Here is a 25,342-nt window from a genome sequence, read left to right on the forward strand (position 1 = left end):
AAAGTCCACTAAAAGTACTCTGCCCTTTCCAACTTCAGTCTTCGCAACTCAGGGAGTCGGAACTTCTGTCACCACTGTTAACGAAAAGTGGTTTTCGGAACGGGAAAGCCGCGCGATTATACTGAGGGGAAATTAGGAAATGGATTACACAGGAGCACAATAAAAAATGATGCATCCTAATGTAATGGAACGTATATCTGAGTTACGAAAACAACTTAAAGAGAGGGAGATAAATTACTACAGATGCAGAGGTATAATTCAATTTGGGGCAAGCCTAAGCTTACCCCAAATCAGCGCAATTAATTTACGCTGTCAGAATGATAAACTATTGCCTGCCAAACATTTTGTTGGCCGCCTATATAATTATCCAGGGTAGGATTCTTAATATAGCTCCAGGCAACTTTACCATTACCCAAGTACATAGGCTCATCCAAACCACCCCAACCGTAGTCAGTCAGCTTTACCGGCCCCTCAAGTACATTCAAGTCTGCATCAATCTCCATTACATAGTAAGCTTTTGGCACCAACATACGCATGGCATCACCACTCTTATTGTTACTGCGATTGTACGGGAGGTTATCGGAGATACACTGGAACTGCGCGTACCCAAATAAGTAACGGCCATTTTTCAGATCAACCAACTGGGGATCACTAATTTGGCAGTCAGAATCCGTTGCCAGCCATTCAATGCCATTACCTTCAATACTGCCTTCCCCATCAACTTTTGCAATACCTACACGTGTCAGGGAAGTAGTATCCAAGGCATCTCCAGAGTAGAGACCCTGCCTCGAAATTACGGGATATTCACCACTGTCGATATATGAGAAGAAGCAATTGCGAATGCCGTTATCAGCACATTCCTCATCGAAGGGGCCATCACCACTTGTATCGATGCCCAGCTCACCCTGTAAGAACATATCCATGTTCGAATCTTCAATGTACTTTGGAGAGACAATAACTGAGAGATTTGTATCGGCATCAACCGGGACAACCGTATGGCCACCACCGTTGGATATCATCGCACTTGTAGATGGTACTAAATGATTATAGGTGCCTTCATAAACAGAAGATCCACTGTCCTCCATTTTAATGGCGATCGCATTCAGGCCCGGTGACGGATAATATTTATTTCCATCACTGGTACACAGAGCACCGTACATCTCATTCCCCGGATTATAAAAGGCTCGAATATTCAGAACGTGGCCATGGCCACACGCCCAGTACCAACCCCGGTGATCATCTCCAGAGAAGGACATTGACCAGTCATCCCGATTGATTACCGTCAGCCCTGCCGAATAATGCGAACCGCTAACAAGAACACGAGCAGTCACGGAAAATGCATAACTTGTGCGCCCTTGGCTATCATCCTCTACGTACAATAGCTCCTGAGTCCCCAAATGAGTGCCACCATGCATTTTATTGACAACATAGGCATCTGGAGTTTCTGTTATAGGCTTGTTATCCCACTCCATTAGCCAGATCTGGTCATTATACTTCTCTTCATTATCGGTACCTGCAACACTGTCAAGATTATCTTCAATCTTCATCCAGGTTGTACCGTACTCTTCTACCAGATCTTTCTCGATATCATATCGCTCACTGGCCTTATATTCGGTATTGCATAAAACAGCTACCCTGGAGCAATCCGAACTGGCCGTAATACCATGTGACTCATAGCATTGATTCAGAATGGTGGCGTTACCCGTCTGCTCGAAGCTCATGCTATCTGGGTTATATTGAAGCTCGTAAACGGACCCATAGGTTGTATCAGAGGCACTATTCCCCTCTGACAAAGTTGTGGATACATACATTTTTGGCTGGGCAGTATCCGTAGCACAGGAGGCCGTATAGCTACGGATAGGAATATCAATATTTTCCTCATCCTGCTCACTGTCCGTACGGCCAATATAGTGGGCCAGCTGGTAAACTTCCTGAGCATTTACCATTGCGTTAGGCAAAGTGATATCTGTAGCGGTAATTGTTGCAAACCCGAGTTCAGCTGTTGACACATCTCCAACGGTTACAGTCGATGGGTCATTATCAGGCAATGAGGAGTCATCCCCGCTATCACCTGTTCCACTTCCTCCATCTTGATTACCCCCACTATTATCATCTCCGCCATCGCTCACAGGTGGTGAATCGGAGTCAGAATCCGACGAACCTCCCCCTCCACCACAAGCTGCAAGTGCCGCGGTTAGTGCAATTACCAATAATTTCTGCCCGAATAACTTTTCCATAATCGCCTTAAGTGCCGTGTTTTTTATTTTGGTGTTAGGTACTGTCCAAAATATAAGTTCCGGACAGTCATGAAATGCAAAAGTGGGCGAAATTTTAGCGGAAACGAAATTTAATTCTGTGCGTAACTTAAAAAAATATGAACACAATAAGGAAGCTTAAAAATGAGACATTCAACACCGACAGAACCCTAAATAAGGCGTACAAACTCCAGGCACCGAAAGATAAAAAGATAAAAAGATAAAAAGATAAAAAGATAAAAAGATAAAAAGATAAAAAGATAAAAAGATAAAAAGATAAAAAGATAAAAAGATATTAAATAGGGCAGTATCCAACACTAACCTAATGATAGGATAGAAAAGCAAATAAAAAACCAAACTAACACACAAATATAGTCAAAAACTCCGCCACCTGAATTCAGCCTCTCTCCTATCATAGATAGGTCAAACACATCAACTACACCTGAAGAAGAGGCTGGTTTTTCAAAGTATTTCAGCCAGAAAACTTATACAGCAAAGTAACAAGTGAGGATTTCCAACTGCAGACCGCATATAACTCTACAACACAACATAAAGAGCAAACTACAAGAGACCAAGTAAGACGCTCTCTTTTAAAGGTACATAAAGGTTAATCTTTCAATATCTTGTTGTAGCCAAAAGAATCCTTACCATAAACTTGAAAGCTACCTACCTCTGGAAGTTCATACTCCACCATTCCCTCCGCTGTTGAGTATACATCCTTACCTCCCGGTGCGACCCGTACATGATTTGCCGTACATCTTCCCACAAAGGAAAACCGAGAATTACTACTACATATATTTGGATATGATGCATGCATATTTAGAGATGAAAACACAATGCACTCACCCGGCTTCATCTCCATATCTTTAACTTTGAACTTATCAAAGAAATCCTCTCCTAAGAGCTTCGCTGCCGTAAGAAAGACAAATATACTCTTAGTGAAAATCCGACCAAACAAAACCACCTTAAAAACATCAAAAAAATATCGGAATGAAAAAGGAAGCAAAGAAATATAAAATAACTTATTATCTTGTATAAAGCTGTATAGAAAATCCATTCTTGCATCACTAAACGACCCCGGCAAAAATCTCAAACAGCCATTTTCAATAGTAGATTCTGATAGAGCGACCCAAGCAGTAAGCTGTATCACTGCGGGATCAGTATCTTTTGTAGGCTGCAGTTTCGCATATTTACCAGTCTCCCTAAAAGTCGCATTTTGGTGCCATATAGTGCCGCTAGCACCAGGAAATTTATCGAAAAACTGTGATCGCCAACACATCACCTCATCACCCAATAGACTGGCAAGCGTGTGCGATAATTTTGGATTCCTCAACAGCTCCCTAAAAGACTTCATTCTAAGAGCCTGGTAAAGTCCAGCACTTTCAATTACCCATTGTCCATGCCGCTTTTCTATCTCTCTTACTTTACTGCCAACATAGCTTACCCCTTGAAAGTCTTCAGCAAATGCGTCTTCAACCTCTTTACGTAAACTTGCTGCCTGATCTTCAGAAACCAACTGAAATGGTGGCAAATAACCATTTTTTTCAAAGTAACAAATTTGCTCTTCTGTTAGGAAATCATCCTTACCACCATCCCTTGAGACATTTTTTCTCGGAATAGTCACCGTCATATTTCTAAGCTTATCCAGCTCATCAAACATCTGCTTCTTTTTCGAACCACGCCATGGGAGGATTAATAGCTTATAAAGCAAAACAACAGTGATCATTATTAGAACTTGAAAGGCTTGCACTTTGGAGATCGCAAAATCTGCAGCATCCCCCATAGAACCAAATCCCTTCAGCATCTCCGAAAAAGTACTTTTTCCAGTCTCCATAAAACTTAACCTCATTCAAGTAATGACTACCCCCCACTAGTTTCGCATTATTTTGTTGTACCCATACGAATCACCACCATATATCTGAAATGAACTAACCTCTGGCAACTCAAACTCAACCATACCTTCAGCACTAGGAAATCTATCTTTACCAGAAGGGGAAACCTTTACATGAGTTGTGGTACACCTCCCAAGAAAGGAGAACCGGCAGTCAATTTTTGTTATGTTCGGGTAAGATGCATGCATATTTAAGGCAGAAAAAATAAGACATTCTCCCGCCTTCATTTCAACATCAAGAACCTCGAAATTTTCAAAAAAATCCTCCCCTAAAATCTCCACAGCTGTGAAAAACACCAAGGCACTCTTTGCAAATATAGAGCCATAGAAGCCGATTTTTGCCATAAAGTATAAATGAGGAAGTGAAAGCGGAAGCTGCGACAGATAGAAGTATCTATTGGTTTGCATATATTCATATAGGTAACTAATTCTCGCATCCGAAAACGATCCAGGAAGTAAAAGTAAGCAGCCATTTTCACGAGCAGCATCAGTTAGAGCCACCCACGCATTCAGCTGAACTATCGCTGGGTCTGCATCTAACGCTGGTTGAAGCTTGGCATATTTACCTGTCTCACGGAAAGTTGCATTTTGATGCCAGGCAGTGGGGCCAGTTCCCGGCATCTTATGGAAAAATTGACTTCGCCAACAAATAACTTCGTTGCCAAGTAGACTAGCTAAACGGTGCGATATTTTAGGCTTTCTTAGAAGCTCTCGAAATGAAGGGGGACTTAGTGCCTGATAGGCTCCAGCATCTTCTATCGGCCAGTCCCCATGCCTAATTCCGATATCACGAACCTTATTCCCGAGAAAACTAATTCCGTGGAAACTTTTATCATATTCATCAAGGGCAAGCCCCTTCAGCTTGACAGCCTCACCCTCTGAAACAACAGAAAATGGGACCAAAAAGCCATTTTTTTTGAAGAAATCCAATTCACCCTGTTTAAGGAAGTTGCTCTCCCCCTCCTCATTTATTTCATCAGGCTGTGGGAGTCTAAGAGGCAAGTTCTTCAGGGCATCCAGATCTGAAAAGAATTTCCTTTTCTTCCGCACTTTCCATGGGGTAATCAAGAGGCGATAGATAACAAAACCTATGATTGCCAAATATATATGTAACCTCTGAAACCAAGAAATAGTGAAATCGGCACTATCCTCCAAAGTACCTATCCCTTTCAACATCTCAGATAGAGTACTTCCCTTATTTGCCATTCACTTCACCCTATTCCTATGGATCAATACTTTTTCGCAATCCGCTTACTTCTGAGTCAACCCGATCTTAGAAATCCTTTGGCACCATCTTATCCATCGGTTCAGGCGTAACCAGGTTCCACCAGAAATCAAACCGGTCCATTAAAGAAAGTAATATCTTCAACTCTCCCGCATCGCCCTCAATTTTGATTTTCCCATCCTCCATCTTCTCCTGGATAGATGCACTACCCAAGATGATATCATTGAGATCTGAGCGGTTTATCTGCACACTGCTTCCTGGATTCTCAACTGGGGGGCCATAGTTCAACACCGCATTCTCAAGCACAAGCGCATACTTTTCTTTTACGTCCGGCATATTGATATTGATGGAGAGCTTTTTGCCAGTTGCCTTTGGGCCGTTGAGTCGAATTCCCAGATAATCAAAAATCAAACCAGCCGGCATACTGCGAATAGTGTCCGGGCTCGCAGTCAGAGGGACAGGGTATCTCTGGATACCATCCCGCAACTCCCTGGCACCACTTAAGAAAAAATTTCTCCAGGTGCCATTCTCCTGCTGATAACCCAATTGCTCTAACGCATCTGCCAATAGGTCTCTTGCTGCACGATTATTAGGCTCTGCGGAAACCAATTTATCGAGCACCTCCGCAACCCAGCGGTACTCTCCTGCCTCATAGTCTTTCTTTGCCTGCTTGATAATATTGGCTGCCCCGCCCATATACTCGACGTACTTTATTCCCGCTGCCGTCGGTGGCATTGGATATAGGCGAGCGGGATTGCCATCGAAAAACCCCAGGTAGTAGTTCCATACCGCACGGGTATCGTGATTTACACTGCCGTAATAGCCGCGGTTGGCCCAATATTGTGAGAGTTCTGGAGGCAACTCCATCAGCTCAGCCGTTTGAACCATGTTGTACCCGTGATTGGCTAATCTCAGGGTTTGATCGTTGAGGTACTTGTATAGGTCGCGCTGCTTTTTCAGGTGATTCACCACATTCTCTGGCCCCCAGGTTGGCCAGTGATGGGGTGCAAACAGGACTTCGGCTTTTCCACCCCAGCGCTGCACGGTTTCATTGAGGTAGCGAGACCAGTCACGAGCATTTCGGACCTTTGCTCCCCGCAAGGTGTAGAGGTTGTGCAAAGTGTGGGTTGCGTTCTCAGCAGCGGTTACGGCTTTGAGTTGAGGAATATAGAAGTGCATTTCTGCCGGCGCTTCAGAGCCCGGCGCCAAGAGAAACTCAAAGATAAGTCCATCCAGTTCCAAAGTTTGCCCGGTCTCAACAATGGAGTCTGTCGGTTCTATCAGTGTGATGGTGCCAGTGGAGGTTTCAAGACCGAGGCCAGCCCCTAAGGTACCTTTGGGATCTTTAGGGATCAGGTTCCCGTACATAAAACTGGCACGACGCGCCATATGATTTCCTGCAAAGACATTTTCACTAACAGCTTCAATTAGGAAATCTTGCGGGGCTATTACCTTAACCTTGCCTGATTTTACATCTTCTTCATCGATAACACCGCGAACACCCCCATAGTGGTCAACGTGACTGTGGGTGTAGATCACAGCAACGACAGGCTTGTTTCCGCGATGCTGCCGATAGAGGTTCAACGCTGCTTCAGCCGTCTCGGCAGAAATCAGCGGGTCCATAACAATGACCCCGGTATCGCCCTCAATAAAAGTTATATTGGAGAGGTCCGCACTGCGAACCTGGTAGATTCGCGGTATCACCTCATAGAGACCGCCCTCCGAAATTAATTGCAGTTGCCGCCACAGACTGGGGTTGGCACTATCAGGAGCCTCTTTATCGCGAGCAAATTGAAATTGCTCCAAGTTCCATACCGTATCGCCTTTGCTGTTTTTAATAACACCATTATTTGGTAGAGGAGCGATAAACCCCCGCTTTACATCCTCAAAGTCCTTCCGATTTGCAAAGGGGAGCTCTTTCAGTACAGCCTGGTTTGATTTCATTGTGACGACACTGGCGGGATTGGGTTCTTTCGCCATGATACTTACGGTCGTTAGCGAACAGGCAAGGAATACTAGAAATAGCGAAAACAGCGGCAGCTTGTTAACGTTCATCAGTTGTTTCCTTTCCATGATTCGCAAAGTGATGCGGCAGAGTCCCTTGTAGAGGATAGGTAGGAAACTATTAAGCGGACGGGTATTTATGCCGGCATCAGGAGAATAACTGACAAATTTAGGGGGAAAGAAACAAAAAAGCCGGCGAAGAGCGCCGGCTTTTTTGTCATTAAATATTATCTGACATCCAGTAAATGCCTGGCAATAATCAGGCGCTGGATCTCACTGGTACCTTCGTAGATTGTAGTGATTCTCACATCCCGACTCATACGTTCGAGTGGATATTCACGGGTATAGCCCACACCACCGTGCATTTGCAGAGCTAAATAACATGCCTCGTTAGCCTTCTCACTGGCGAACAGTTTGCCCATTGAAGCGGCAGGGCCAAACGGCATTCCGGCATCTTTCTGCCAAGCGGCTTGCAGCAATAGGAGTCGCGCACCTTCCATCTCAGTATATTTATCGGCAAGCTGCCATTGCAGCCCCTGGAACTCCGCCAGTTTTTTACCAAACTGCTCCCGCTCATGCAGATAAGCCCGGGCACAATCCAAAGCTTCAAAGCCGATACCCAGCGCCAGGGAGCCAATACCGATTCGGCCTCCAGCGAGCTCGCCTGCAGCAATGCGAAAGCCGCGATTTTCTTCACCCAAAAGATGGGAGGCAGGAATACGGCAATTGTCGAAAGAAACCTCATTGGTAACAGAGGCTTTCTGTCCCATTTTCTCTTCGGCCTTGCCAATCACCAGGCCCGGTGTGCCGGCTTCAACCAGGAAGCAGGAAATACCTTTGCCTTTAGGCGCGGAAGAATCTGTCACCGCCCAAACAACAAAAATACCAGCAAATTCGGCGCTACTAATAAAGAGCTTGCTGCCGTTAAGAACGTACTCATCACCCTGCTTCTCTGCACGGGTGCGCATAGAGGCCGCATCCGAACCGGAACCGGGCTCGGTGAGACAGAAAGAACCTGCGGGGTATTCTCCACTACAGATTTTGGGGAGGTATTTTTGGCGCTGCTCTTCCGAACCTACCGCCTGAATAACCTCTGCCACCATGTTGGTTACGGAGGTGGTCGTTGCAACAGAGGCACAGCCCCGCGCCAGCTCGGCGATCGCCAGGGAGAATGCGACAGTACCAGCACCAGTACCGCCGTAATTGGGATCAATATTGATTCCCATAAAGCCCAGCTCTGCCAATTGCTTGAGCTTTTCCAACAAGAGCTCTCGATTACCGGTCTTGTCGAGTTCGGCAGCAATGGGTTTCAGTTCACTGTCAGCAAATTGCTTTGCCGCATCCTGAATCATCTGCTGTTCTTCGCTCAGTGAAAAATCCATACAGTACCTACTTATAGTTATTACGGACAAATCACACGGCACCCACCTTGGTACCGCATCGCTATGCCGAGCATAATAAAAACCGCGCCGACAATGGTTGCCAATTCCATCTGTTCATCCATGAAATCAGCAATCAATCCCTATGATTGAGGCCTGAGGAGAGAATTCAGATTCCTACCCAGGTTCATAAAAAAGCCAACCAGCAAAATCGCTACAGTTCTCTCACTCCGCACAGGATATTTGACTGCGCTCAATTAGCGCCGCGAACCTTTCACACTGGGTTCTGGGTCCGGTACCGCTACAGCGGTATCAGTCTTCACTTCCTCCATCACCACATAAGTGTGGGTTTCCCGTACTCCCGGTACGGATGCCAGCTTTTCACCGAGGAAGCGACGATAACCCAGCATATCCTTAATACGAATTTTCACCAGGTAGTCAAAACCACCGGCAACCATATGGCACTCCTGGACCTCCTCCAGTCCAGCCACATGCTCATTAAAGGCTTCCAATGCCTCAGTCGCTGTATTGTTCAGGGTCACTTGGATGTAGACCACCAGGCCCGCATGAACTTTGAGCGGGTCGAGTAGCGCTACATAGTCGCGAATAAATCCTTCCCTTTCGAGCCGCTTGACTCGCTCCAGGCATGGGGTGGGACTAAGGTTAACCCGGCGCGCCAATTCCACGTTCGGCAAGCGGCCGTGACGTTGCAGAATTCGCAGTATTTGGCGATCAATACGATCAAGATCTTCCAACTGTCGAGACATTACAAAATACCCTACTGGTAATCACGCAATTAGGCGTGATATTTAACCACAACTCGCGACATTATGGCGATTAATTCTAACGATTTTCGCACATAATCCGGTTTTTTATTCTGACCCTAGATATAGAGCTTGGGAGACGATATGTCGACAAACTTCGCCGGAGACCTCCAGAATGCCCGAGACCGGGCACGCGAGTATTTGCACGCCGACGAAAACCTCTGCGTGAGCGAGCTGCTGGCTGCGCCACGCCCCAGCGACGAGATGCGCAAGAAAATTCTGAACACCTCGCGCGCACTGGTTCACCATTCGCGACAGCAGCGCAGCAAGCGCGGAACGCTGGACGCTTTCCTTCAGCAATTCGGCCTTTCCAATAAGGAAGGGGTTGCATTGATGTGCCTGGCAGAGTCCCTGCTCCGGGTACCAGACGCCGATACTGCCGACAAACTAATCGCCGAGAAAGTGCATTCCGGCAACTGGTCCAGCCATCGTGGCCAGTCCGACTCCCTGTTTGTGAACGCCTCAACCTGGGGCCTGATGCTCACCGGCAGCGTGGTGGAGCTGGACCCGGATATCACCGAGCGTCCCTCCCACTGGATGAAACGCCTGGTTAGCCGTATCGGCGAGCCCATGGTGCGCACCTCCATGATGCAGGCCATGAAAATTATGGGTGGCCAGTACGTACTCGGCCGCACCATCAAGGAAGCCCTGAAACGCGGCCCCAAAGAAAACCTCCCAGGCACCCGCTTTTCCTTCGACATGCTGGGCGAAGGCGCCCGCACTATGGCCGACGCCCACCGCTACTTCGATGCCTATATGATGGCTATCGAAGAGATCGGCAAAGACAACACTCAGCGGGATGTGGTTGAGGCCAACGGTATTTCCATCAAGCTTTCCGCCCTGCACCCCCGCTACAGTGTGCTGCAGCGGGATCGCGTAATGGACGAATTGCTGCCCCAGGTGAAGCGACTTTGTGTCGCCGCAGCCCAATACGATATGGGCCTTAATATCGACGCAGAAGAGGCAGACCGCCTGGATATCTCTCTGGATATCTTCGAGGCGCTCGCCCGCGACCCCGACATTAAAGACTGGCAAGGATTGGGCTTTGTACTCCAGGCCTACCAAAAGCGCGCCCCCCATGTCGCCGACTGGCTGATTGCCCTAGGCCGCGATACCGGCCGCAAGCTGATGGTGCGCCTGGTTAAAGGCGCTTACTGGGATAGTGAAATCAAACACTCCCAGCAAATGGGCCTGCCGGACTACCCGGTATACACGCGTAAATGCCACACCGATCTGTCATACCAGGTCTGTGCGAAAAAACTGTTGGAAGCTGGCGATGCAATCTATCCGCAATTTGCCACCCACAACGCCTACACCGTCGGGCTGATTCTTGAGCTGGCCAATGGCCGCACCGACTTTGAATTCCAGCGCCTGCACGGCATGGGCCACTTGCTGTACGCACAAATTGAAGCGGTACACGGCAAGCGTGTGCCCGTGCGCGTCTACGCACCCGTGGGGGCACATCGTGACTTACTGCCCTACCTGGTTCGTCGCCTGCTGGAAAACGGAGCTAATAGCTCCTTTGTTAACCGCTTTATGGACGAGGCAACGCCGGTTGAAGCCCTGGTCCAGGACACCCTGGAACAAAGCGAAGCCTGCAACCCCTACCGTCACCCGCAAATTCCTGTCCCGGAGAATATTTATATGGGCGCAGAAGCCTTGCCACGGAAAAACTCACACGGCATCGAACTGACTGACCCTCTCTCCGTTGATCCCCTGCTGAAAGAACTTGAGCAGCAACGCGAAAAGCACTTCCTCGGTGGCCCTATCGTCAACGGCACCATGGGCGAAGCGGAAGAACCGGTTTACAACCCGGCAACCGGCGAAAAAATTGGACACACCGCGAATACTGATAAGCACCTGATTGAGCAGGCCTATGCCTCTGCCACTGAAGCGCAGATCGACTGGGATCGCCAGGGTGGAAAACACCGCGCGGATATTCTCGACAGAATTGCTGATCTCTACGAAGATAAAGCCAATGAACTGGCTGCAATTATTTGCATTGAAGCGGGCCGCACCCTAAATGATGGCATTAGTGAAGTGCGCGAAGCTATCGACTTCTGCCGCTACTACGCCAACGGCGCACGCCAGCATTTCAGTGAGCCCACCGAACTACCAGGCCCTACCGGTGAACAAAATCAGCTGTATTTGAGTGGCCGTGGCACCTTCGTGTGCATCAGCCCTTGGAACTTCCCCCTGGCAATCTTTACTGGTCAGGTAGTTGCTGCACTCGCCGCCGGTAATGCCGTACTGGCCAAGCCCGCAGAGCAAACCCCCATCATCGCTGCACACGCCGTGCGCTTGATGCTCGATGCCGGCGTGCCGCCAAAAGTACTGCACTTGATCACAGGTACCGGTGCCGCAGTGGGCAAACTGCTGATCGAAGATCCCCGCCTTGGCGGTGTAGCCTTCACCGGCTCAACCGAAACCGCACGCCTGATCAACCAGCAGCTGGCAGCGAAAGAAGGTCCGATTGTACCGCTGATCGCCGAAACCGGCGGCCAGAATGTCATGGTCGTAGACTCCACTGCCCTGCCCGAGCAGGTGGTAGACGATGTAATTCAGTCTGCCTTCCTCAGTGCCGGTCAGCGCTGTTCCGCTCTGCGTATCCTGTGTGTACAGGATGTCATCGCCGATAACCTGCTGAATATGCTGAAAGGCGCGTGTGAAGAACTGACCCTCGGCGATCCCGGTAAACTGGATACCGATATCGGTCCGGTTATCGACGAAAAAGCCCTCGGCATGCTGGAATCCCACCGCGAGCGCATGGCGAAAGAAGCCAAGCCGCTATTTGCATTTGAGGAAGCGAAGAAGCCCAGCGAAGGCACCTTCTTCGGCCCGCAGGTAGTAGAGATTGAAGACTTCTCCGTGCTCAGGCGCGAGACTTTCGGACCCTTCCTACATGTAGTTCGCTTCAAGGCAGACGAGCTGGAAGACGTAATCCGCCGCATTAATGCCACCGGCTACGGCCTCACCTTCGGACTGCACTCCCGCATCGAAGGCCGCGCCCACGCGGTATTCAAGCGTATCAACGTCGGCAACTGCTATGTAAACCGCGATATGGTTGGCGCAGTAGTAGGTGTTAACCCCTTCGGCGGCCACGGCCTATCCGGCACCGGCCCCAAAGCCGGTGGCCCGCATTACCTATTCCGTTTCGCCAGCGAAAAAACCAAAACTATTAACACTGTTGCCACTGGCGGTAACACTGCACTGTTTACATTGGGGCAATAAGCTTCGATAAAACAATGAGAGAGCGGGCTTTTAGCCCGCTTTTTTGTGGAGAATTATTTCGCTAACCACCCACAAAGTACCAACTCCAAACTTCCCTTTCCCGTAAATTTTTCAGCCCCTGTAAATTAATCGGATGAATCATGGCAATTAGTTCAATTTCAAGCGCAGTCTTTTGCGGCAACAACCAAGTATTTTCTTTTACAGCTCCACATAAGGTATAGTTGGTCAACCCTAAAAAATGGAATGGATTCAATGAAAAACATAATAGCTGGAATAATAATAGGCTTAGTCGCCGGATACTTAGGCCCATTAATTACAGGATATTCTGCGGCCATCGCTATACCCGAAGCTTTCAGAGCACTCCTTTCAGATGGAGGAGCTGTCCTTTGGGAAGTTTTTGTTGTCCATTTAATAGGATATGGACTAATTGTTTTCACACTCATTTTCTTAGCATCTAGGCTGATAAAACTGCATCCATGGGCAACTGCAGCAATTGCCATTATCGCCTGCGAAGCCACTCTGTATTTTTTCCACACCAGTGAATACACACTTCACATACCTCATATCATAGCTCTCGTATTTTGCGCACTCTTAAGCGCATCGTTCTCCAGGAAAAGCGCAAATATATCACCTGCCGTTTAATTACCTCTCGAGTTAAGATTAATAGAAGTTAAAGAATTTTTGATCGGCGACCTGTTCAAACTCCAACTAGATGGTGTCTTATTTTTAAAATAGAATTTGATAAATAAGACACCCTATTTTGAATGGCTAGCTTGGTACTAGCACCAACAGAAAAAAGCTAAAAATAAACTTACATTTACGACCATCTACTATCATAGAAACCTTCCTAAACCTGTTAAATATAAAATCCCTAAGGGCATATAAAAACAGACCAGATTAAACTATCAGCTACGACAATCCAGCGTCTTCGATTCAGGAACCACAAACTCTTCACACATCACAATGCCGACAATCGCGACTGTATTGGTAGAAAATACAAAGCCCAATGACAAAACTGGTTAACCAGTGGGTAACATGAAACTGTTTCCCTTGCAGAAAGACTTTTACGCCGCCAAAGGGACAGTTCTTGTCTTGACGCGCCACCGCAGGTGGGAGAAGCTAAGGCCACTCTGGGCAATAAAAACCCTGCCCCAGTATAAAAATGAAGTTTCATGTACACCGATTTTGGGGAGTCTCAATGCGCTCGCTGATACTGATGTGGTTGCTGTCCTTCTTTTTGATTGCCTGTGGTAGTGAACCAAAAACTCACACAGAAAATTTAAATACCGAGATCAAACCCGCCTCCAAGGCAACTATTTCCCACAATAGATCCCTGGCAAAACAACTCCCCTTCGGCGATGAAACTGATTTTCTGCTGGCTAAACGAGGCTTTATTGAATCTATTCCCGGCGCCCAAGTGAAAAATACCGAAGGTCGGGAAGTCTATGGGCTATCCCAGATGCAATTTTTACAAGGTACCCCTCCTGATACCGTCAACCCCAGCCTTTGGCGTCAGGCCCAGCTCAACGTCCTGAATAACGGCCTGTTCAAAGTGGTAGATGGTATCTATCAGGTGCGCTCGCTAGATCTGGCCAATATGACTCTGGTGCAGGGAGAAAACGGCTGGATTGTTATCGACCCTCTCACTTCTGCGGAGACTGCAGCTGCAGCACTTGCACTGGCCAACAAGGCACTAGGAGAGCAACCGGTAAGCGCCGTTATTTTTACCCATAGCCACGCAGACCATTTCGCTGGAATAACTGGAGTTCTGACTAAAGAACAGCTCGCGAGCGGTTCTATCGACATTATTGCACCAGAGGGTTTTGCTGAGGAGGCGATTAGCGAGAATGTGCGCACTGGGAATGTGATGCAGCGCCGTGCGTTATACCAATTTGGAAATTTACTGCCCTCCAGTCCGGAGGGTTTTGTCTCTTCCGGCTTAGGCAACCGAGTATCAGATGGTGAGCACGGAATAGCTACGCCAACAATAGAGATTACTGAAACCGGTGCAGAGATGGCAGTTGATGGAGTGGACATCGTCTTCATTAACACACCCGGGGCCGAAGCACCCGCAGAGATTGTGTTTTTCTTCCCTCAATTTAACGCACTCTGCATGAGTGAGATCGCCAACCATACACTGCATAATATTTACACTCTGCGTGGTGCAAAAACCCGCGATGCCAAGGCCTGGAGTCGCTATATTGAGTACGCCATGGAGAAATTTGGCGATAAGACCGAGGTGGTTTTCAGCAGCCACCACTGGCCCACCTGGGGCAAAGATGAAGCTATGGATTACCTGGCTAAGCAGAGGGATCTTTATAAATATATCCACGACCAAACACTGCGCCTAGCTAACCACGGTTACGATATGGTCGAGGTTGCAGAGCGCCTTGAGCTGCCCAAGAACCTTTCTCAGGCTTGGGCCAATCGAGGGTACTACGGCACTGTCAATGTTGGAGCCAAGGCAGTTTACAATCGCTATTTGGGTTATTTCGATGGCAACCCAGCAAACCTCCACCCTATTCCTCAGGAAGAAGCTGCAGAGCACTACATTGACTACATGGGGGGGGGAGAAGCCATTATGGCTCGGGCCCGACAGGATTTCGCCCAGGGCAATTATCGCTGGGTAGCCATGGTGCTAAAGCACTTGGTTTTCGCTGAACCTGATAACGAGCAAGCCCGTTACCTATTGGCTGACAGCCTAGAGCAACTCGGCTATCAGTCAGAATCTGGTATCTGGCGCAACTTTTATCTCTCCGGAGCCAAGGAGTTACGTCATGGTATCGAATACCGTGAAGAAATGCTGCCCGATGAAGAAATAGTAGCGCGAGTCCCTCTCCAGCTACTTTTCGACGCGATGGCGGTGCGCCTTAACGGTGAGAAAGCGGCAGATGCAGATATCCGCTTAAATATCGATATGACTGACACTGGAGAAAAGTACCTAGTCGTAGTACAAAATGGGGTACTACACGGCTACCCCGGCCGACACAGTAGCGAGCCCTCTGCCAGCCTCGCCCTGAACAGTACCGACTTACGTATGATGTTTAGCGGGTTAGTAGGCGCCCCTACTCTAATCAAAGATGGCCGACTCAAGGTGAGCGGAAATCCTTTGGCCCTAATAAAATTTGGACGGTTATTTGATAAATTTGATCGTAATTTTAGCCTTGTAACACCTTGAAGAAGTTAAACGGCCAGCGTGTAAAATTCTAACTAACCACAAACTGTAATACGCCTGATAACAGCAGATATCTGACCCATACCAACCCAAACAATACAGAGCCTTTTGGGCTCTGTATGTTTACAAGGCTAAATTCTCCCTACCCAAGAAAGTCATACTACCGATTGATAGAATGTGCCCCGCATAGCACGTGAACCCATCCGTCAAACTAACTACCCATCCGCCTATTTCAAACCTGCATCAGCATTCAACAACTGTTCAACCCAATTGAAAATCATGACACACAGAATGCAAAGTTCTGCAGGAAACTTCTTAGATAGATTAATTTACAAGCGTCTCTAAAACAGCCTCTGCAATGATTAAGATAATCTCGGCACATAATAAGATTACTCACCACCCCACCTCACTCCGCCCTAAAAGCCAATCTGCTATAAACCACGCATAAAAACCTATAACCGCAGAATCACAACCTAAGCCAACCATATTAAATCCAACTTAAAAACCCTCAATTTACTCACAATAGAAATAGACAACACTCACAAATCAAACCTATTACTATTTATTGATATTACGCACCAAACAACAAATACGTAATAGTTCTTCTAGCCGTCAACATCGAAAATTACAAAATCTTACAACGGCTTGATTGGCTCACATAAAATATTTACTGTCCACACCGCATTATTAAATCGTATTGGACAATGGAAATGGAAATGGACAATGGAAGATATAATGGAACTTTCGGTAGCAAAAAAGATTGCTGCAACAGATACGACAGCCAGGGACTTTAAGTCTTATCGATCATTTCGCACCAAAATCCTTGCAGCAACACGAATTGAAGATGGTCTTGCGGTAGATTCAAAATACTACGATGAGTTGCTAACTTCCTCCGGGGCATTAGATGTCTGGTCGTTGTATATGCTTCAATCACTTGAATGCATGATTGAAGCGTCTCAGGTTGCACTTGAATCTCTTGATCAACTCAAGGATAGTCTTTCAGAAATTCTAAGGCTTGATGCGGATTCACTTTTAATACAGATACGCGCCAATACAGAGGTCGATGAAACATTGGCGACAGCGCTTAAAGAGGGATTAAAAAAGTATGGCACTCCGGAGAAATGGCTCTTAACTCTTCGACAAGCACTTTTAAGTAGAATAGAAATTAGCGAAGAAGGAAAGCACCTAGTTGAGGCTATTCAGGAAGGCCGCGCACCGGAAAGGCCACAGCTCTTCCCCGTCTTAACCTACCTTCACGACGATTCTCTTGCCCTGATTTTCTGCTTGCTTGGCGGCCTCACAATGAAGGCAATCTGCGTTGTTACTCTACTAATTACCCTCGCACCGCACAGCCCTAGCGAACCACCGCCGCCCCCTCCACCACCGCCACCCCCTGAGGACTAATATAATTAACAATTCCAATAATACATTGAGTTCATTGTGGTATGCAGTTAAGAATTAGAGTACAGCTTAATTGCATGAGTTATCGCTAGTGGCAAGGGCGACAGAGATAAAGCACTGAGCGCCCTTGTCAGTTTCCATCTATATTTCTATGATTCTATTTGCAAGACAAGCTATAAATAAATCCAGCTAACTGCACTGAGAGCTTTTGCAAGAACTGTTAACTAGCATTCAGCAAGTCATCTGATTAAATATTTACCAACTGAAAGCCAAACCTTATTTGCCTATCCATGTTTAGGATTTGGGCAGTATCGATAACTTAAGTTATTTGTCGCCTCGTAAATATCACCACTGGGTACGCTCTCATTAATTTGGCAATAGTAACCATGTCGATTTGAAGATCTTCTATTGGAGCTACAATTCCAACTTTGAGCTCTACTGCGTATCCAATAACACGTTTTTCACTTACTATTTTAGGCGCACTCTTCTACCCTATTCAAAAGGCAAGCATCTACTCGAAAAGGAGAGGTTTCAAACTCCTTTAGCAGAGGCGCAGCCTTGTTTCACCCTTTGGTTTGACTTGTATGATTGTTCTTGTCTGATTCTGATGTTGAAAATCCTTTTCGTTAACGGGTAAATTGAGACCCACCTTCGGCGGCCACCGAAGGCCTTGTTTATCACAGTTCGCTGCCTGGCCGGTTCGTAAAAGACCGATAACAAGTATGAACGTGATAAGCACTCACTAGGCATAACTCGGATAGTCATGTGGGCCTCGAGCCCGAATAGCAAGGCGGAGATAGCTTATCTTATGGAACCTCAAGAGATCAATGTCGGTATCGATACCAGCAGTAAACAACTCGATATTTATGTGAGACCTACTGGCCAGTTTTTTAGTGTTGCCAATGATAAAAGTGGCATTAAGGATGCCATTAAACAACTTCAACCCCTTAAACCTCTAAGAGTATTAATAGAGTCTACGGGAAGACTCGAGTTAGAGTTTGTTTGCGCCGCCGACAAAGCAGGATTACCTATTGTTGTTTGCAATCCTTCTCAGATAAGAAGCTTCGCTAAATCCGCAGGGCGCCTCGCCAAAACCGACAAGCTAGATGCAATGGATATAGCACATTTTGGTGAGGCCATGAAGCCAAGGCTGTCGGTACTAAAGCCAGAAAAGCTTAGGGAGATCAGTGACTTACTGGCGGTAAGAAGTCAGTGTTTAGAGATGAGCACAATGCAAAAGAATCGGCTTCAGAGAATGCCGAAATCAGTACACAAACCTATACAGACCATTCTAAACACCATCAAAAAAGAGCTACAAGGTATCGACAAGCAACTGGATAAACTGGTTAACAGTGTGTCTGAGTGGCGGCAAAGGCGCGGCCTATTGTTGAGTGCTAAAGGGGTCGGAAATGTATTGGCTTATACGTTGATGAGTGAACTTCCCGAGCTAGGAAAATTGAACCGTAAAGAAATCGCTGCACTTGTCGGTATCGCCCCGATGAACCGTGATAGCGGCAGCTTCCAGGGAAAGAGATATATTCGGGGTGGAAGGCATCGTGTACGTACGGTTCTGTTTGTTTCCATTATGTCGGCCATGCAACATCATCCCAAATTAAAGCCGATGTATAAGCGATTAGTCGACGCTGGCAAACCTAAAAAGGTCGCTCTGATTGCCTGCATGAGAAAGCAGATTACGATTCTGAATACGATGGTGAAAAACAACACCTACTGGGATGAAAGTATGGCTTAAAAACTTGACGAGTAACCATAGTCACTTGTTAACCCCACTTTTCCGCTGCCTCATCAAAGCGTTCGGATAACTCCAAGTAAAGATCAGACCACCCATTTTCCATTGATGTTTCTTGGATTGGGCCTGTTGGGGCAAATAAATACTTAAGCTTAAACATTGAGGGAGATTTCCCGGCCTCAATTTTTTCTACTGCCTTGCTCAACATACCGGAAATCTCCTCTACGTCCATATCGGACCAGATAGAATCTTCAGAGATTTTAGCCAGTCTCAAAGTTTCTTTTAGGACGTAGAGCATCTCGTCGAGAAGCGCATGATCTTTTTTCTTTGCGAATAGTTTGATCATGCTTTCCTAGGGTTAACGCCGCTAGCACCGGCCGAAGCACGCAGTGCTGAGGTCCAGCCCGAAAGGGCGATGGTGGCTAGCTTTGTTAAATTTCATTGGTGTTTATTTTCACTATGCTTGGTTGGTTAAAGCTGTAAAGCTTACCAGAATTTACGATTTTACCATTGTAGAGAAAATCGCAAGTTACTTCCCCTGATTTCGAATGACCCCATTCCCATCGGCCAAGTTGTTTGTAGGAACCATGAACGCCATAGCTATCGTGCTTCAAAAGCATTAAACCATTTTTATCTGATGAGACAGAGAGATTATTTATTTCTTTAGCCATTTCTTCACTTGGCCAAATGCTGTTTCCGATACAACTGGCTACAACACCTTGCACAGGGTAGCCATCAGTATCGTGAAATGTAATCTCGTATTCTCTTCCTGGTAAGCCTCCATCCCAGGTTACAGTTGCACAACCTGATAAGAAAAAAATTATAAAAAGAAAAATGATCTTCATGGTTACATACAATTTAACGCCCGCAGCTGCGGACAACTTGGAGCGCAGCGGAAAGGCGTTCCGACAGCCTGCGCTTGTTAAGCCAGCCAGAGTTCATAAAGGCACCATGCTCCATAAATAGTTAATGGCAAAACGAACAAACCATAAAGCACAGCTGCTGAGGGAGATGTAAACAAAATAGCTAAAACAGTACCTGCGCCCAACAAAATCACCGGCACGCCTAGCAACGTTGAAACCGCCTTTTCAAGTGAACCAATTTCGGACAATGGAGTTTCCTTATAAAGGAGCCTCCAAAGCTGCAATAGAGCTAAGCACGGTACAAAAAGTAAAAATACTGTTTGATATGGATTTGGCCCGAGATCAAATCTTCCTTCACTAAACACAGCCAATCCGAGAGCGATTGTTAAATAGAGTACCCAGATCGTACCGGGAACTATAGAGAGCAATCCAATTATTCTACTTTTCTTGGTCATATTGGCTTAACGCCTCAATAACCGGCGCAGTTTACTGCGTCCGGCGCCGAAGGCGCGAAGTTGATTGACTTGTTAGAAGCCTTCATGCTCGGGCTGTAATTTGAAAACATTCCAACGGCCTTCGGCTTCTTTGCCTTGCTCTTTATGAGTGTGAGGTAGCCGATAACCTTTTCCTAAGGCCGAAAACACACCAATCTCCACCACTTCTGTAGAGTTACTTTCCACCTCAGAGCTGTTATATAAAATATCGAACAATGCAATTTCTCCAGGTTTCAAGACAACAGGAAGTCCAACCACTTCAGCATTTACAACACTTCCATTAGTTGAGAACTCTGCTTCTTTTACTACGATCTGCACATCTCCTACATTACTAACGGAGTACTCCATTTTTCTATCCCTTTTTCCATCATTAATTCCTATAGAAATCATGGAGCCAACTAAACGCTCTTTCCTTCTGAGTTGCTGTACATAAAAATTGTATAAAGATACAGCCAAAGCAATAAGAGATATTGTGAGTGTGATGTAATCCTTGAGTTGCAACTGATTCCTCCTAGGCTTCTAATGCCCGCAATAACCGGCCGGAGGTCCGGCGGAAGCCACGAAGTGGCTGGAGCGAAGTTAATTGCCTTGTTATGTTTCTGGGCCTCGCCACTTAAGACGATACCTTTGATTTTGCGGCACAGCATCAAATAGCTCTTTTATTAGCCCAACTATAATCCTACATTCTGGCTTTCCAGTCGCGTACTTGCAGTATGACCGTGCGTGTACGTTTAGAAAATAAAAATCATGATCAAGAAAGTCAGTTTCTAAAATAGAAATTACAAGATCATGGGTTAACTGACACAATTCATATGCGTTTGCTTTGCTTCGACCAACGGGTAGCTTCCGAGAAAGCTCATTTCTTGCTCTTGGGATGGCGTGCCGTAAAAGCGCCACATATATTTCTTGTTTAACACTCATGCTCTATGGGTACTTCGAAACATAACGCCTGCAATAACCGGCTGGCGACGCGCAGCGGCGACAGTCCGGCGTATGCCACAACGTGGCCGGAGCGAAGTTGATTGCCTTGTTATGTTTAGGATATTTGAACACATTTCAAGCCTGTTTTTGACTCTATAATTGTCGCCAAATAGGTAGATAGATCAACTTCTGCTGAATTTTCGGTATAAGGAGTATGATCTCTGCTTGTGAGTTGATAAATATCTTCCGGCTCCTCCCTTAAATCAAACTCAGGTTCTGGTGGTGCTAGCAATGCCAGCTCAATGCCCATAATAATCGACATGTACGCTGGGTATTCTTCCCAGCGACCACTGTCATCTTTTTCAAAAACCAGATTTAGAGCTTCTCCAACAATCTTTGCTGTCTCTTTATGAGAGTACTTTTTTTCGATATTGAACAAAACCTGAAGAGTTAGATTGTTTGCCACTGACTCTCACTCCGAGTAAATATAACGAAAATAGATATGCGGAACCGTTAAGAAAGTTGGCAGTGCCTTTGTGCAAGCAAAGGGAATGACAACTTTTAGGTTTCCGCATAATCGGGTTGTTATTTGTTGCTCGTGGCACTGTGTACAAATCCACTACAAATATCTTTCTTTTATTGTCTACCACGATTCGGAGAGAGAAACTAGCAGCACTAGGTTCGCGGCCTTGCTTCGAAGCGGCTGCGCCGTCCGCATTAACTTCGTTATGCGAGCGTCGCTGAAGCTTCGAAGCTTACATGAAGGTCGAACCGTTGGCTATGGGCTTTCCCGCCAATACTGTTTTTTTATACAGCAACCTAATAATTACCTGCTATTCTTTATTGAACCCCCGCAAAACTGGAGCGAGCGACCAATAACGAAAATAGATATGCGGAACCGTTAAGAAAGTTGGCAGTGCCTTTGTGCAAGCAAAGGGAATGACAACTTTTAGGTTTCCGCATAATCGGGTTGTTATTTGTTGCTCGTGGCACTGTGTACAAATCCACTACAAATATCTTTCTTTTATTGTCTACCACGATTCGGAGAGAGAAACTAGCAGCACTAGGTTCGCGGCCTTGCTTCGAAGCGGCTGCGCCGTCCGCATTAACTTCGTTATGCGAGCGTCGCTGAAGCTTCGAAGCTTACATGAAGGTCGAACCGTTGGCTATGGGCTTTCCCGCCAATACTGTTTTTTTATACAGCAACCTAATAATTACCTGCTATTCTTTATTGAACCCCCGCAAAACTGGAGCGAGCGACCAATAACATTTATATAGTAATCATTCTGACCACTATTATATTGACTACTATCTCATAATCAATCTACCGCCACCATTACAGTTTCTCTTTAGAAATCAGCTAGTTACACTAAAATGGCACGATTAAACAAACTACAAAAGCGATCACTATGACTACTATCTCAATTTCACCCTACTCGCGTAACCCCATAATTTACAAGTGTTTTTTACAATTTCTCAACTGAACCCAGAAATAACACTCATCATGATCTTATTTCATTAAGCTGGCACTTACTAACTGGCGAAAATTATAGTCTAACCAACATTCGAATGAACTTAGCCGTGAACTGTGAGTAAGCTCCTGAAAATTAACATTTAGAAAGAGGGGGCAACTTGAGGGTAGGCATGTCTGGATGGCTTAAGTAGATTTTAAAGGCTAAGAAACTACCTCTACACAGTAGTCTGCTAGACCTCCAACCTATCTTACTGCCAAAGCCCTATTTTTGAATATTAATACGCTCTATCACTTCCAATACCGAATCAAAACCCTTTGTATGAAACGCATTCATACCCACCTTATTCGCCACCTCTACGTTTCTAGGGATATCATCCATATAGACAACACTACTGGCTTCAACTTCTAGCTGCTCAAGCGCGTGCTTGAAAAATGCTTCATCGGGCTTTGCCATACCTATAAGGTGGGAAGCAAATATTCGGCCCAAGTAGTTATGTGCATTAAATTCATGAGTGATGCGTGGCCAGTGAAGTTCATTGGTATTTGTCAATGCGGCCACTCTGTAGTTTGCCTCTAGAGAGCTGAGTAATTCAATTGCTCCTGGATAGAATCCTGCGGGCCAGTTTGTGAAATGATCGATAATAGCCTCTATCGATTCCTCTATTTCCAATTGAGACTTTAAAGCGTTTGCAAATTCTTCTGTGGTGATTTCTCCTCTCTCAAACTGCCTTACCGGACCGGAGATAATGACATCTGTCACAGGCGCTTTACCGGTTGGTAATGGACGGCCTTTTAGCTCTATTAGTACGCCGCCGAGATCAAACAGTAATACATCAATTTTCAAAACCCATAACCCTCATATTTTCAATGGCCAGAAACGCGCTGCTCACTCTTCACCATCAGATACACCTCGGAGAGACCAAGGCTAGTGCTATCAAATTAGCCAATATCATTCTTATCGTCCTACTTTCTTCCTCTCTATGATCTAAGATCCCAAGTACAATCAGAAGCTAGTAAGCAAACTATGACGACTTCCCTTCATGAGCTTGTGGAGATAGTGCTCGCAAGAAAGATTAGCGCAGTATCACTGATTGAAGAAGCTTGTGACAATGCAGTTGCTCATTCCGAACTCAATGCTTTTATCTGTCTCGATCGGCATGGCGCCCTTCAAAAAGCCAAATGCATTGACAGGGAATTGGCCTCCGGTAGCCACCGTAGACCCCTTGCCGGTATCCCCATCGCTGTTAAAGACAACATCAATGTAAAGGGTATGCATACCACTGCTGGGACCCTTGGCATGAACTTTCTGCCGAAGTCCTCTGCCCCAGTGGTTGAGCGGCTAGAGGGATGTGGGGCCATAGTGGTTGGGAAGACCAATCTACATGAACTCGCCTTTGGCGTAACCTCCAATAACGCTGCATTTGGTGCCGTGAGGAATCCGTGGGACATCGCTTGCTTCCCCGGCGGTTCATCGGGGGGCACCGCTGTTGCCGTAGCCGCGGGGATTGTGCCCGCTGGCCTCGGCACCGATACCGCCGGCTCCGTCAGATTACCGGCGGCGTTAACTGGTGTTGTTGGCTTTCGCCCTTCAACCGGCAACCTTAGCAGCCACGGAGTCGTACCCTCTGTGCCTGCATTTGACACAGTCGGCCCTATGGCTGTTAGTGTTGAAGATACCATCTATCTGTTTGAAGTGATGACAGGGGTCTCCGTACCCCAATGCAAACCAATCAATCAGTTGCGCTTGGGGCTTGCCCACCCTCTATTTGATAACCTCTCACCTGGAGTAAGCCAGTCTTTCAGGGCTCTAATCAGTACCCTTATTGATGCCGGAGTAGACCTGGTAGAAGTAGACCTTTCGCCAATAGTCAGCGCCGCTCTCGAAATCGGATTTCCCATCGGGTTTCATCAGATGCGGACAGCCATGGGGCATTTTCTGGCAAATTATCAACCACAAACTCAACTAGAGGGTTTGGTAGCAATGATCAAGAGTGAGGATGTGAAAGCGGTCTATCAGGAATCAGTGCTCGGCCCTAAGTCACCACCAGACACAGCCTATCAAGCGGCCTTAAAGAAGTTACCTGCCGTGCGCGACAGCTATTCGAAGATCATCCAACAGCATCAACTGGACGCGATCGTATTTCCAACTGCGCCTATCGAAGCGCAACCCCTGGAAACATCCTCATACCAACTGGAGCTAAATGGACAGACACTCCCCACCCTGGACACACTGATATACAACAATGTCTCCGCATCAGTTACCGGTGCCCCAAGCATCAGCATCCCCATCGGGCCTGGTACCAATGGATTACCGGTGGGGCTGGAGATAGATGGGTTACCCGGAGCGGATTTGGCACTACTTGCCGTAGCTAGACAGATCGAACAGGTAATAGCACTCCAAAAGTAAGAGGAACTATCCCCCCTCTTCCCCTCGGGAATTGTCTTCCATATAGCGGTA

18 protein-coding genes are annotated in these 25,342 nt (G+C 46.6%); 6 read left to right on the top strand and 12 right to left on the bottom strand.

Annotated features, from left to right (window positions below):
* Positions 1 to 299 precede the first annotated feature (299 nt).
* The 6 genes from ACJJIR_RS12570 to ACJJIR_RS12595 all read right to left on the bottom strand — a co-directional run bounded on the left by ACJJIR_RS12570 (position 300) and on the right by ACJJIR_RS12595 (position 9,521).
* Positions 300 to 2,237, bottom strand: coding sequence for a hypothetical protein (locus ACJJIR_RS12570; RefSeq protein WP_444905606.1), 1,938 nt, complete (start codon positions 2,235 to 2,237; stop codon positions 300 to 302).
* Positions 2,238 to 2,862: 625 nt separating this feature from the next.
* Positions 2,863 to 4,089, bottom strand: coding sequence for a phytanoyl-CoA dioxygenase family protein (locus ACJJIR_RS12575; RefSeq protein WP_444905607.1), 1,227 nt, complete (start codon positions 4,087 to 4,089; stop codon positions 2,863 to 2,865).
* 36 nt (positions 4,090 to 4,125) lie between these two features.
* Positions 4,126 to 5,352 carry a phytanoyl-CoA dioxygenase family protein gene (locus ACJJIR_RS12580; protein WP_444905608.1) on the bottom strand — a complete coding sequence of 409 codons (1,227 nt, stop codon included), beginning with the start codon at positions 5,350 to 5,352 and terminating at the stop codon, positions 4,126 to 4,128.
* A gap of 67 nt (positions 5,353 to 5,419) precedes the next feature.
* Positions 5,420 to 7,426: an alkyl/aryl-sulfatase gene (locus ACJJIR_RS12585; RefSeq protein WP_444905609.1), complete on the bottom strand. Its 2,007-nt coding sequence runs from the start codon at positions 7,424 to 7,426 to the stop codon at positions 5,420 to 5,422.
* A 176-nt stretch (positions 7,427 to 7,602) separates the two neighbouring features.
* On the bottom strand, positions 7,603 to 8,757 hold the full coding sequence (locus ACJJIR_RS12590) for an acyl-CoA dehydrogenase family protein (protein WP_413665396.1): 1,155 nt from the start codon (positions 8,755 to 8,757) through the stop codon (positions 7,603 to 7,605).
* A 254-nt stretch (positions 8,758 to 9,011) separates the two neighbouring features.
* Positions 9,012 to 9,521: an Lrp/AsnC ligand binding domain-containing protein gene (locus ACJJIR_RS12595; protein WP_108732847.1), complete on the bottom strand. Its 510-nt coding sequence runs from the start codon at positions 9,519 to 9,521 to the stop codon at positions 9,012 to 9,014.
* 141 nt (positions 9,522 to 9,662) lie between these two features.
* Here ACJJIR_RS12595 and putA point away from each other — a divergent pair, with 141 nt between their 5' ends.
* The 5 genes from putA to ACJJIR_RS12620 all read left to right on the top strand — a co-directional run bounded on the left by putA (position 9,663) and on the right by ACJJIR_RS12620 (position 19,135).
* Complete coding sequence (putA, locus tag ACJJIR_RS12600) at positions 9,663 to 12,809, top strand: bifunctional proline dehydrogenase/L-glutamate gamma-semialdehyde dehydrogenase PutA (RefSeq protein WP_444905610.1); 3,147 nt, start codon at positions 9,663 to 9,665, stop codon at positions 12,807 to 12,809.
* A 252-nt stretch (positions 12,810 to 13,061) separates the two neighbouring features.
* Positions 13,062 to 13,451, top strand: coding sequence for a hypothetical protein (locus ACJJIR_RS12605; RefSeq protein ID WP_444905611.1), 390 nt, complete (start codon positions 13,062 to 13,064; stop codon positions 13,449 to 13,451).
* A gap of 556 nt (positions 13,452 to 14,007) precedes the next feature.
* The gene (locus ACJJIR_RS12610) at positions 14,008 to 15,987 is read left to right on the top strand and encodes an alkyl/aryl-sulfatase (RefSeq protein ID WP_444905612.1); all 1,980 of its coding nucleotides are present in this window, start codon (positions 14,008 to 14,010) and stop codon (positions 15,985 to 15,987) included.
* A gap of 720 nt (positions 15,988 to 16,707) precedes the next feature.
* Positions 16,708 to 17,388 (top strand): hypothetical protein, encoded by a 681-nt coding sequence (locus tag ACJJIR_RS12615; RefSeq protein ID WP_444905613.1) that lies wholly within the window; start codon positions 16,708 to 16,710, stop codon positions 17,386 to 17,388.
* A gap of 805 nt (positions 17,389 to 18,193) precedes the next feature.
* Positions 18,194 to 19,135, top strand: a complete 942-nt coding sequence (locus tag ACJJIR_RS12620) for an IS110 family RNA-guided transposase (RefSeq protein ID WP_444905614.1) — start codon at positions 18,194 to 18,196, stop codon at positions 19,133 to 19,135.
* A 28-nt stretch (positions 19,136 to 19,163) separates the two neighbouring features.
* Here ACJJIR_RS12620 and ACJJIR_RS12625 read toward each other — a convergent pair whose 3' ends face one another.
* The 6 genes from ACJJIR_RS12625 to ACJJIR_RS12650 form a co-directional block, all read right to left on the bottom strand.
* Entirely contained in the window at positions 19,164 to 19,478 is a 315-nt protein-coding gene (locus tag ACJJIR_RS12625; RefSeq protein ID WP_444905615.1) for a hypothetical protein, read from the bottom strand.
* Positions 19,479 to 19,563: 85 nt separating this feature from the next.
* Entirely contained in the window at positions 19,564 to 19,977 is a 414-nt protein-coding gene (locus tag ACJJIR_RS12630; RefSeq protein ID WP_444905616.1) for a hypothetical protein, read from the bottom strand.
* 77 nt (positions 19,978 to 20,054) lie between these two features.
* Entirely contained in the window at positions 20,055 to 20,450 is a 396-nt protein-coding gene (locus tag ACJJIR_RS12635) for a hypothetical protein (RefSeq protein WP_444893098.1), read from the bottom strand.
* A 72-nt stretch (positions 20,451 to 20,522) separates the two neighbouring features.
* On the bottom strand, positions 20,523 to 20,990 hold the full coding sequence (locus ACJJIR_RS12640) for a hypothetical protein (RefSeq protein ID WP_444905617.1): 468 nt from the start codon (positions 20,988 to 20,990) through the stop codon (positions 20,523 to 20,525).
* Between the two features lie 535 nt (positions 20,991 to 21,525).
* On the bottom strand, positions 21,526 to 21,876 hold the full coding sequence (locus ACJJIR_RS12645; protein WP_444905618.1) for a hypothetical protein: 351 nt from the start codon (positions 21,874 to 21,876) through the stop codon (positions 21,526 to 21,528).
* Between the two features lie 1,270 nt (positions 21,877 to 23,146).
* The gene (locus ACJJIR_RS12650; protein ID WP_444905619.1) at positions 23,147 to 23,728 is read right to left on the bottom strand and encodes an HAD family hydrolase; all 582 of its coding nucleotides are present in this window, start codon (positions 23,726 to 23,728) and stop codon (positions 23,147 to 23,149) included.
* Positions 23,729 to 23,908: 180 nt separating this feature from the next.
* On the opposite strand from ACJJIR_RS12650, the gene ACJJIR_RS12655 reads away from it, so the two are divergent.
* A complete protein-coding gene (locus ACJJIR_RS12655) occupies positions 23,909 to 25,291 on the top strand; it encodes an amidase family protein (RefSeq protein ID WP_444905620.1) in 1,383 nt (460 codons plus the stop codon).
* Positions 25,292 to 25,342: the final 51 nt, after the last annotated feature.

The sequence above is a fragment of the Microbulbifer maximicatervae (SeqCode) genome (assembly GCF_052467385.1).

What these genes read in the sequence shown, in the direction of transcription:
- ACJJIR_RS12570 (WP_444905606.1), bottom strand. Translation starts at nt 2,237, where the DNA reads ATGGAAAAGTTATTCGGGCAGAAATTATTGGTAATTGCACTAACCGCG.
- ACJJIR_RS12575 (WP_444905607.1), bottom strand. Translation starts at nt 4,089, where the DNA reads ATGGAGACTGGAAAAAGTACTTTTTCGGAGATGCTGAAGGGATTTGGT.
- ACJJIR_RS12580 (WP_444905608.1), bottom strand. Translation starts at nt 5,352, where the DNA reads ATGGCAAATAAGGGAAGTACTCTATCTGAGATGTTGAAAGGGATAGGT.
- ACJJIR_RS12585 (WP_444905609.1), bottom strand. Translation starts at nt 7,426, where the DNA reads ATGAACGTTAACAAGCTGCCGCTGTTTTCGCTATTTCTAGTATTCCTT.
- ACJJIR_RS12590 (WP_413665396.1), bottom strand. Translation starts at nt 8,757, where the DNA reads ATGGATTTTTCACTGAGCGAAGAACAGCAGATGATTCAGGATGCGGCA.
- ACJJIR_RS12595 (WP_108732847.1), bottom strand. Translation starts at nt 9,521, where the DNA reads ATGTCTCGACAGTTGGAAGATCTTGATCGTATTGATCGCCAAATACTG.
- putA (WP_444905610.1), top strand. Translation starts at nt 9,663, where the DNA reads ATGTCGACAAACTTCGCCGGAGACCTCCAGAATGCCCGAGACCGGGCA.
- ACJJIR_RS12605 (WP_444905611.1), top strand. Translation starts at nt 13,062, where the DNA reads ATGAAAAACATAATAGCTGGAATAATAATAGGCTTAGTCGCCGGATAC.
- ACJJIR_RS12610 (WP_444905612.1), top strand. Translation starts at nt 14,008, where the DNA reads ATGCGCTCGCTGATACTGATGTGGTTGCTGTCCTTCTTTTTGATTGCC.
- ACJJIR_RS12615 (WP_444905613.1), top strand. Translation starts at nt 16,708, where the DNA reads ATGGAAGATATAATGGAACTTTCGGTAGCAAAAAAGATTGCTGCAACA.
- ACJJIR_RS12620 (WP_444905614.1), top strand. Translation starts at nt 18,194, where the DNA reads ATGGAACCTCAAGAGATCAATGTCGGTATCGATACCAGCAGTAAACAA.
- ACJJIR_RS12625 (WP_444905615.1), bottom strand. Translation starts at nt 19,478, where the DNA reads ATGATCAAACTATTCGCAAAGAAAAAAGATCATGCGCTTCTCGACGAG.
- ACJJIR_RS12630 (WP_444905616.1), bottom strand. Translation starts at nt 19,977, where the DNA reads ATGAAGATCATTTTTCTTTTTATAATTTTTTTCTTATCAGGTTGTGCA.
- ACJJIR_RS12635 (WP_444893098.1), bottom strand. Translation starts at nt 20,450, where the DNA reads ATGACCAAGAAAAGTAGAATAATTGGATTGCTCTCTATAGTTCCCGGT.
- ACJJIR_RS12655 (WP_444905620.1), top strand. Translation starts at nt 23,909, where the DNA reads ATGACGACTTCCCTTCATGAGCTTGTGGAGATAGTGCTCGCAAGAAAG.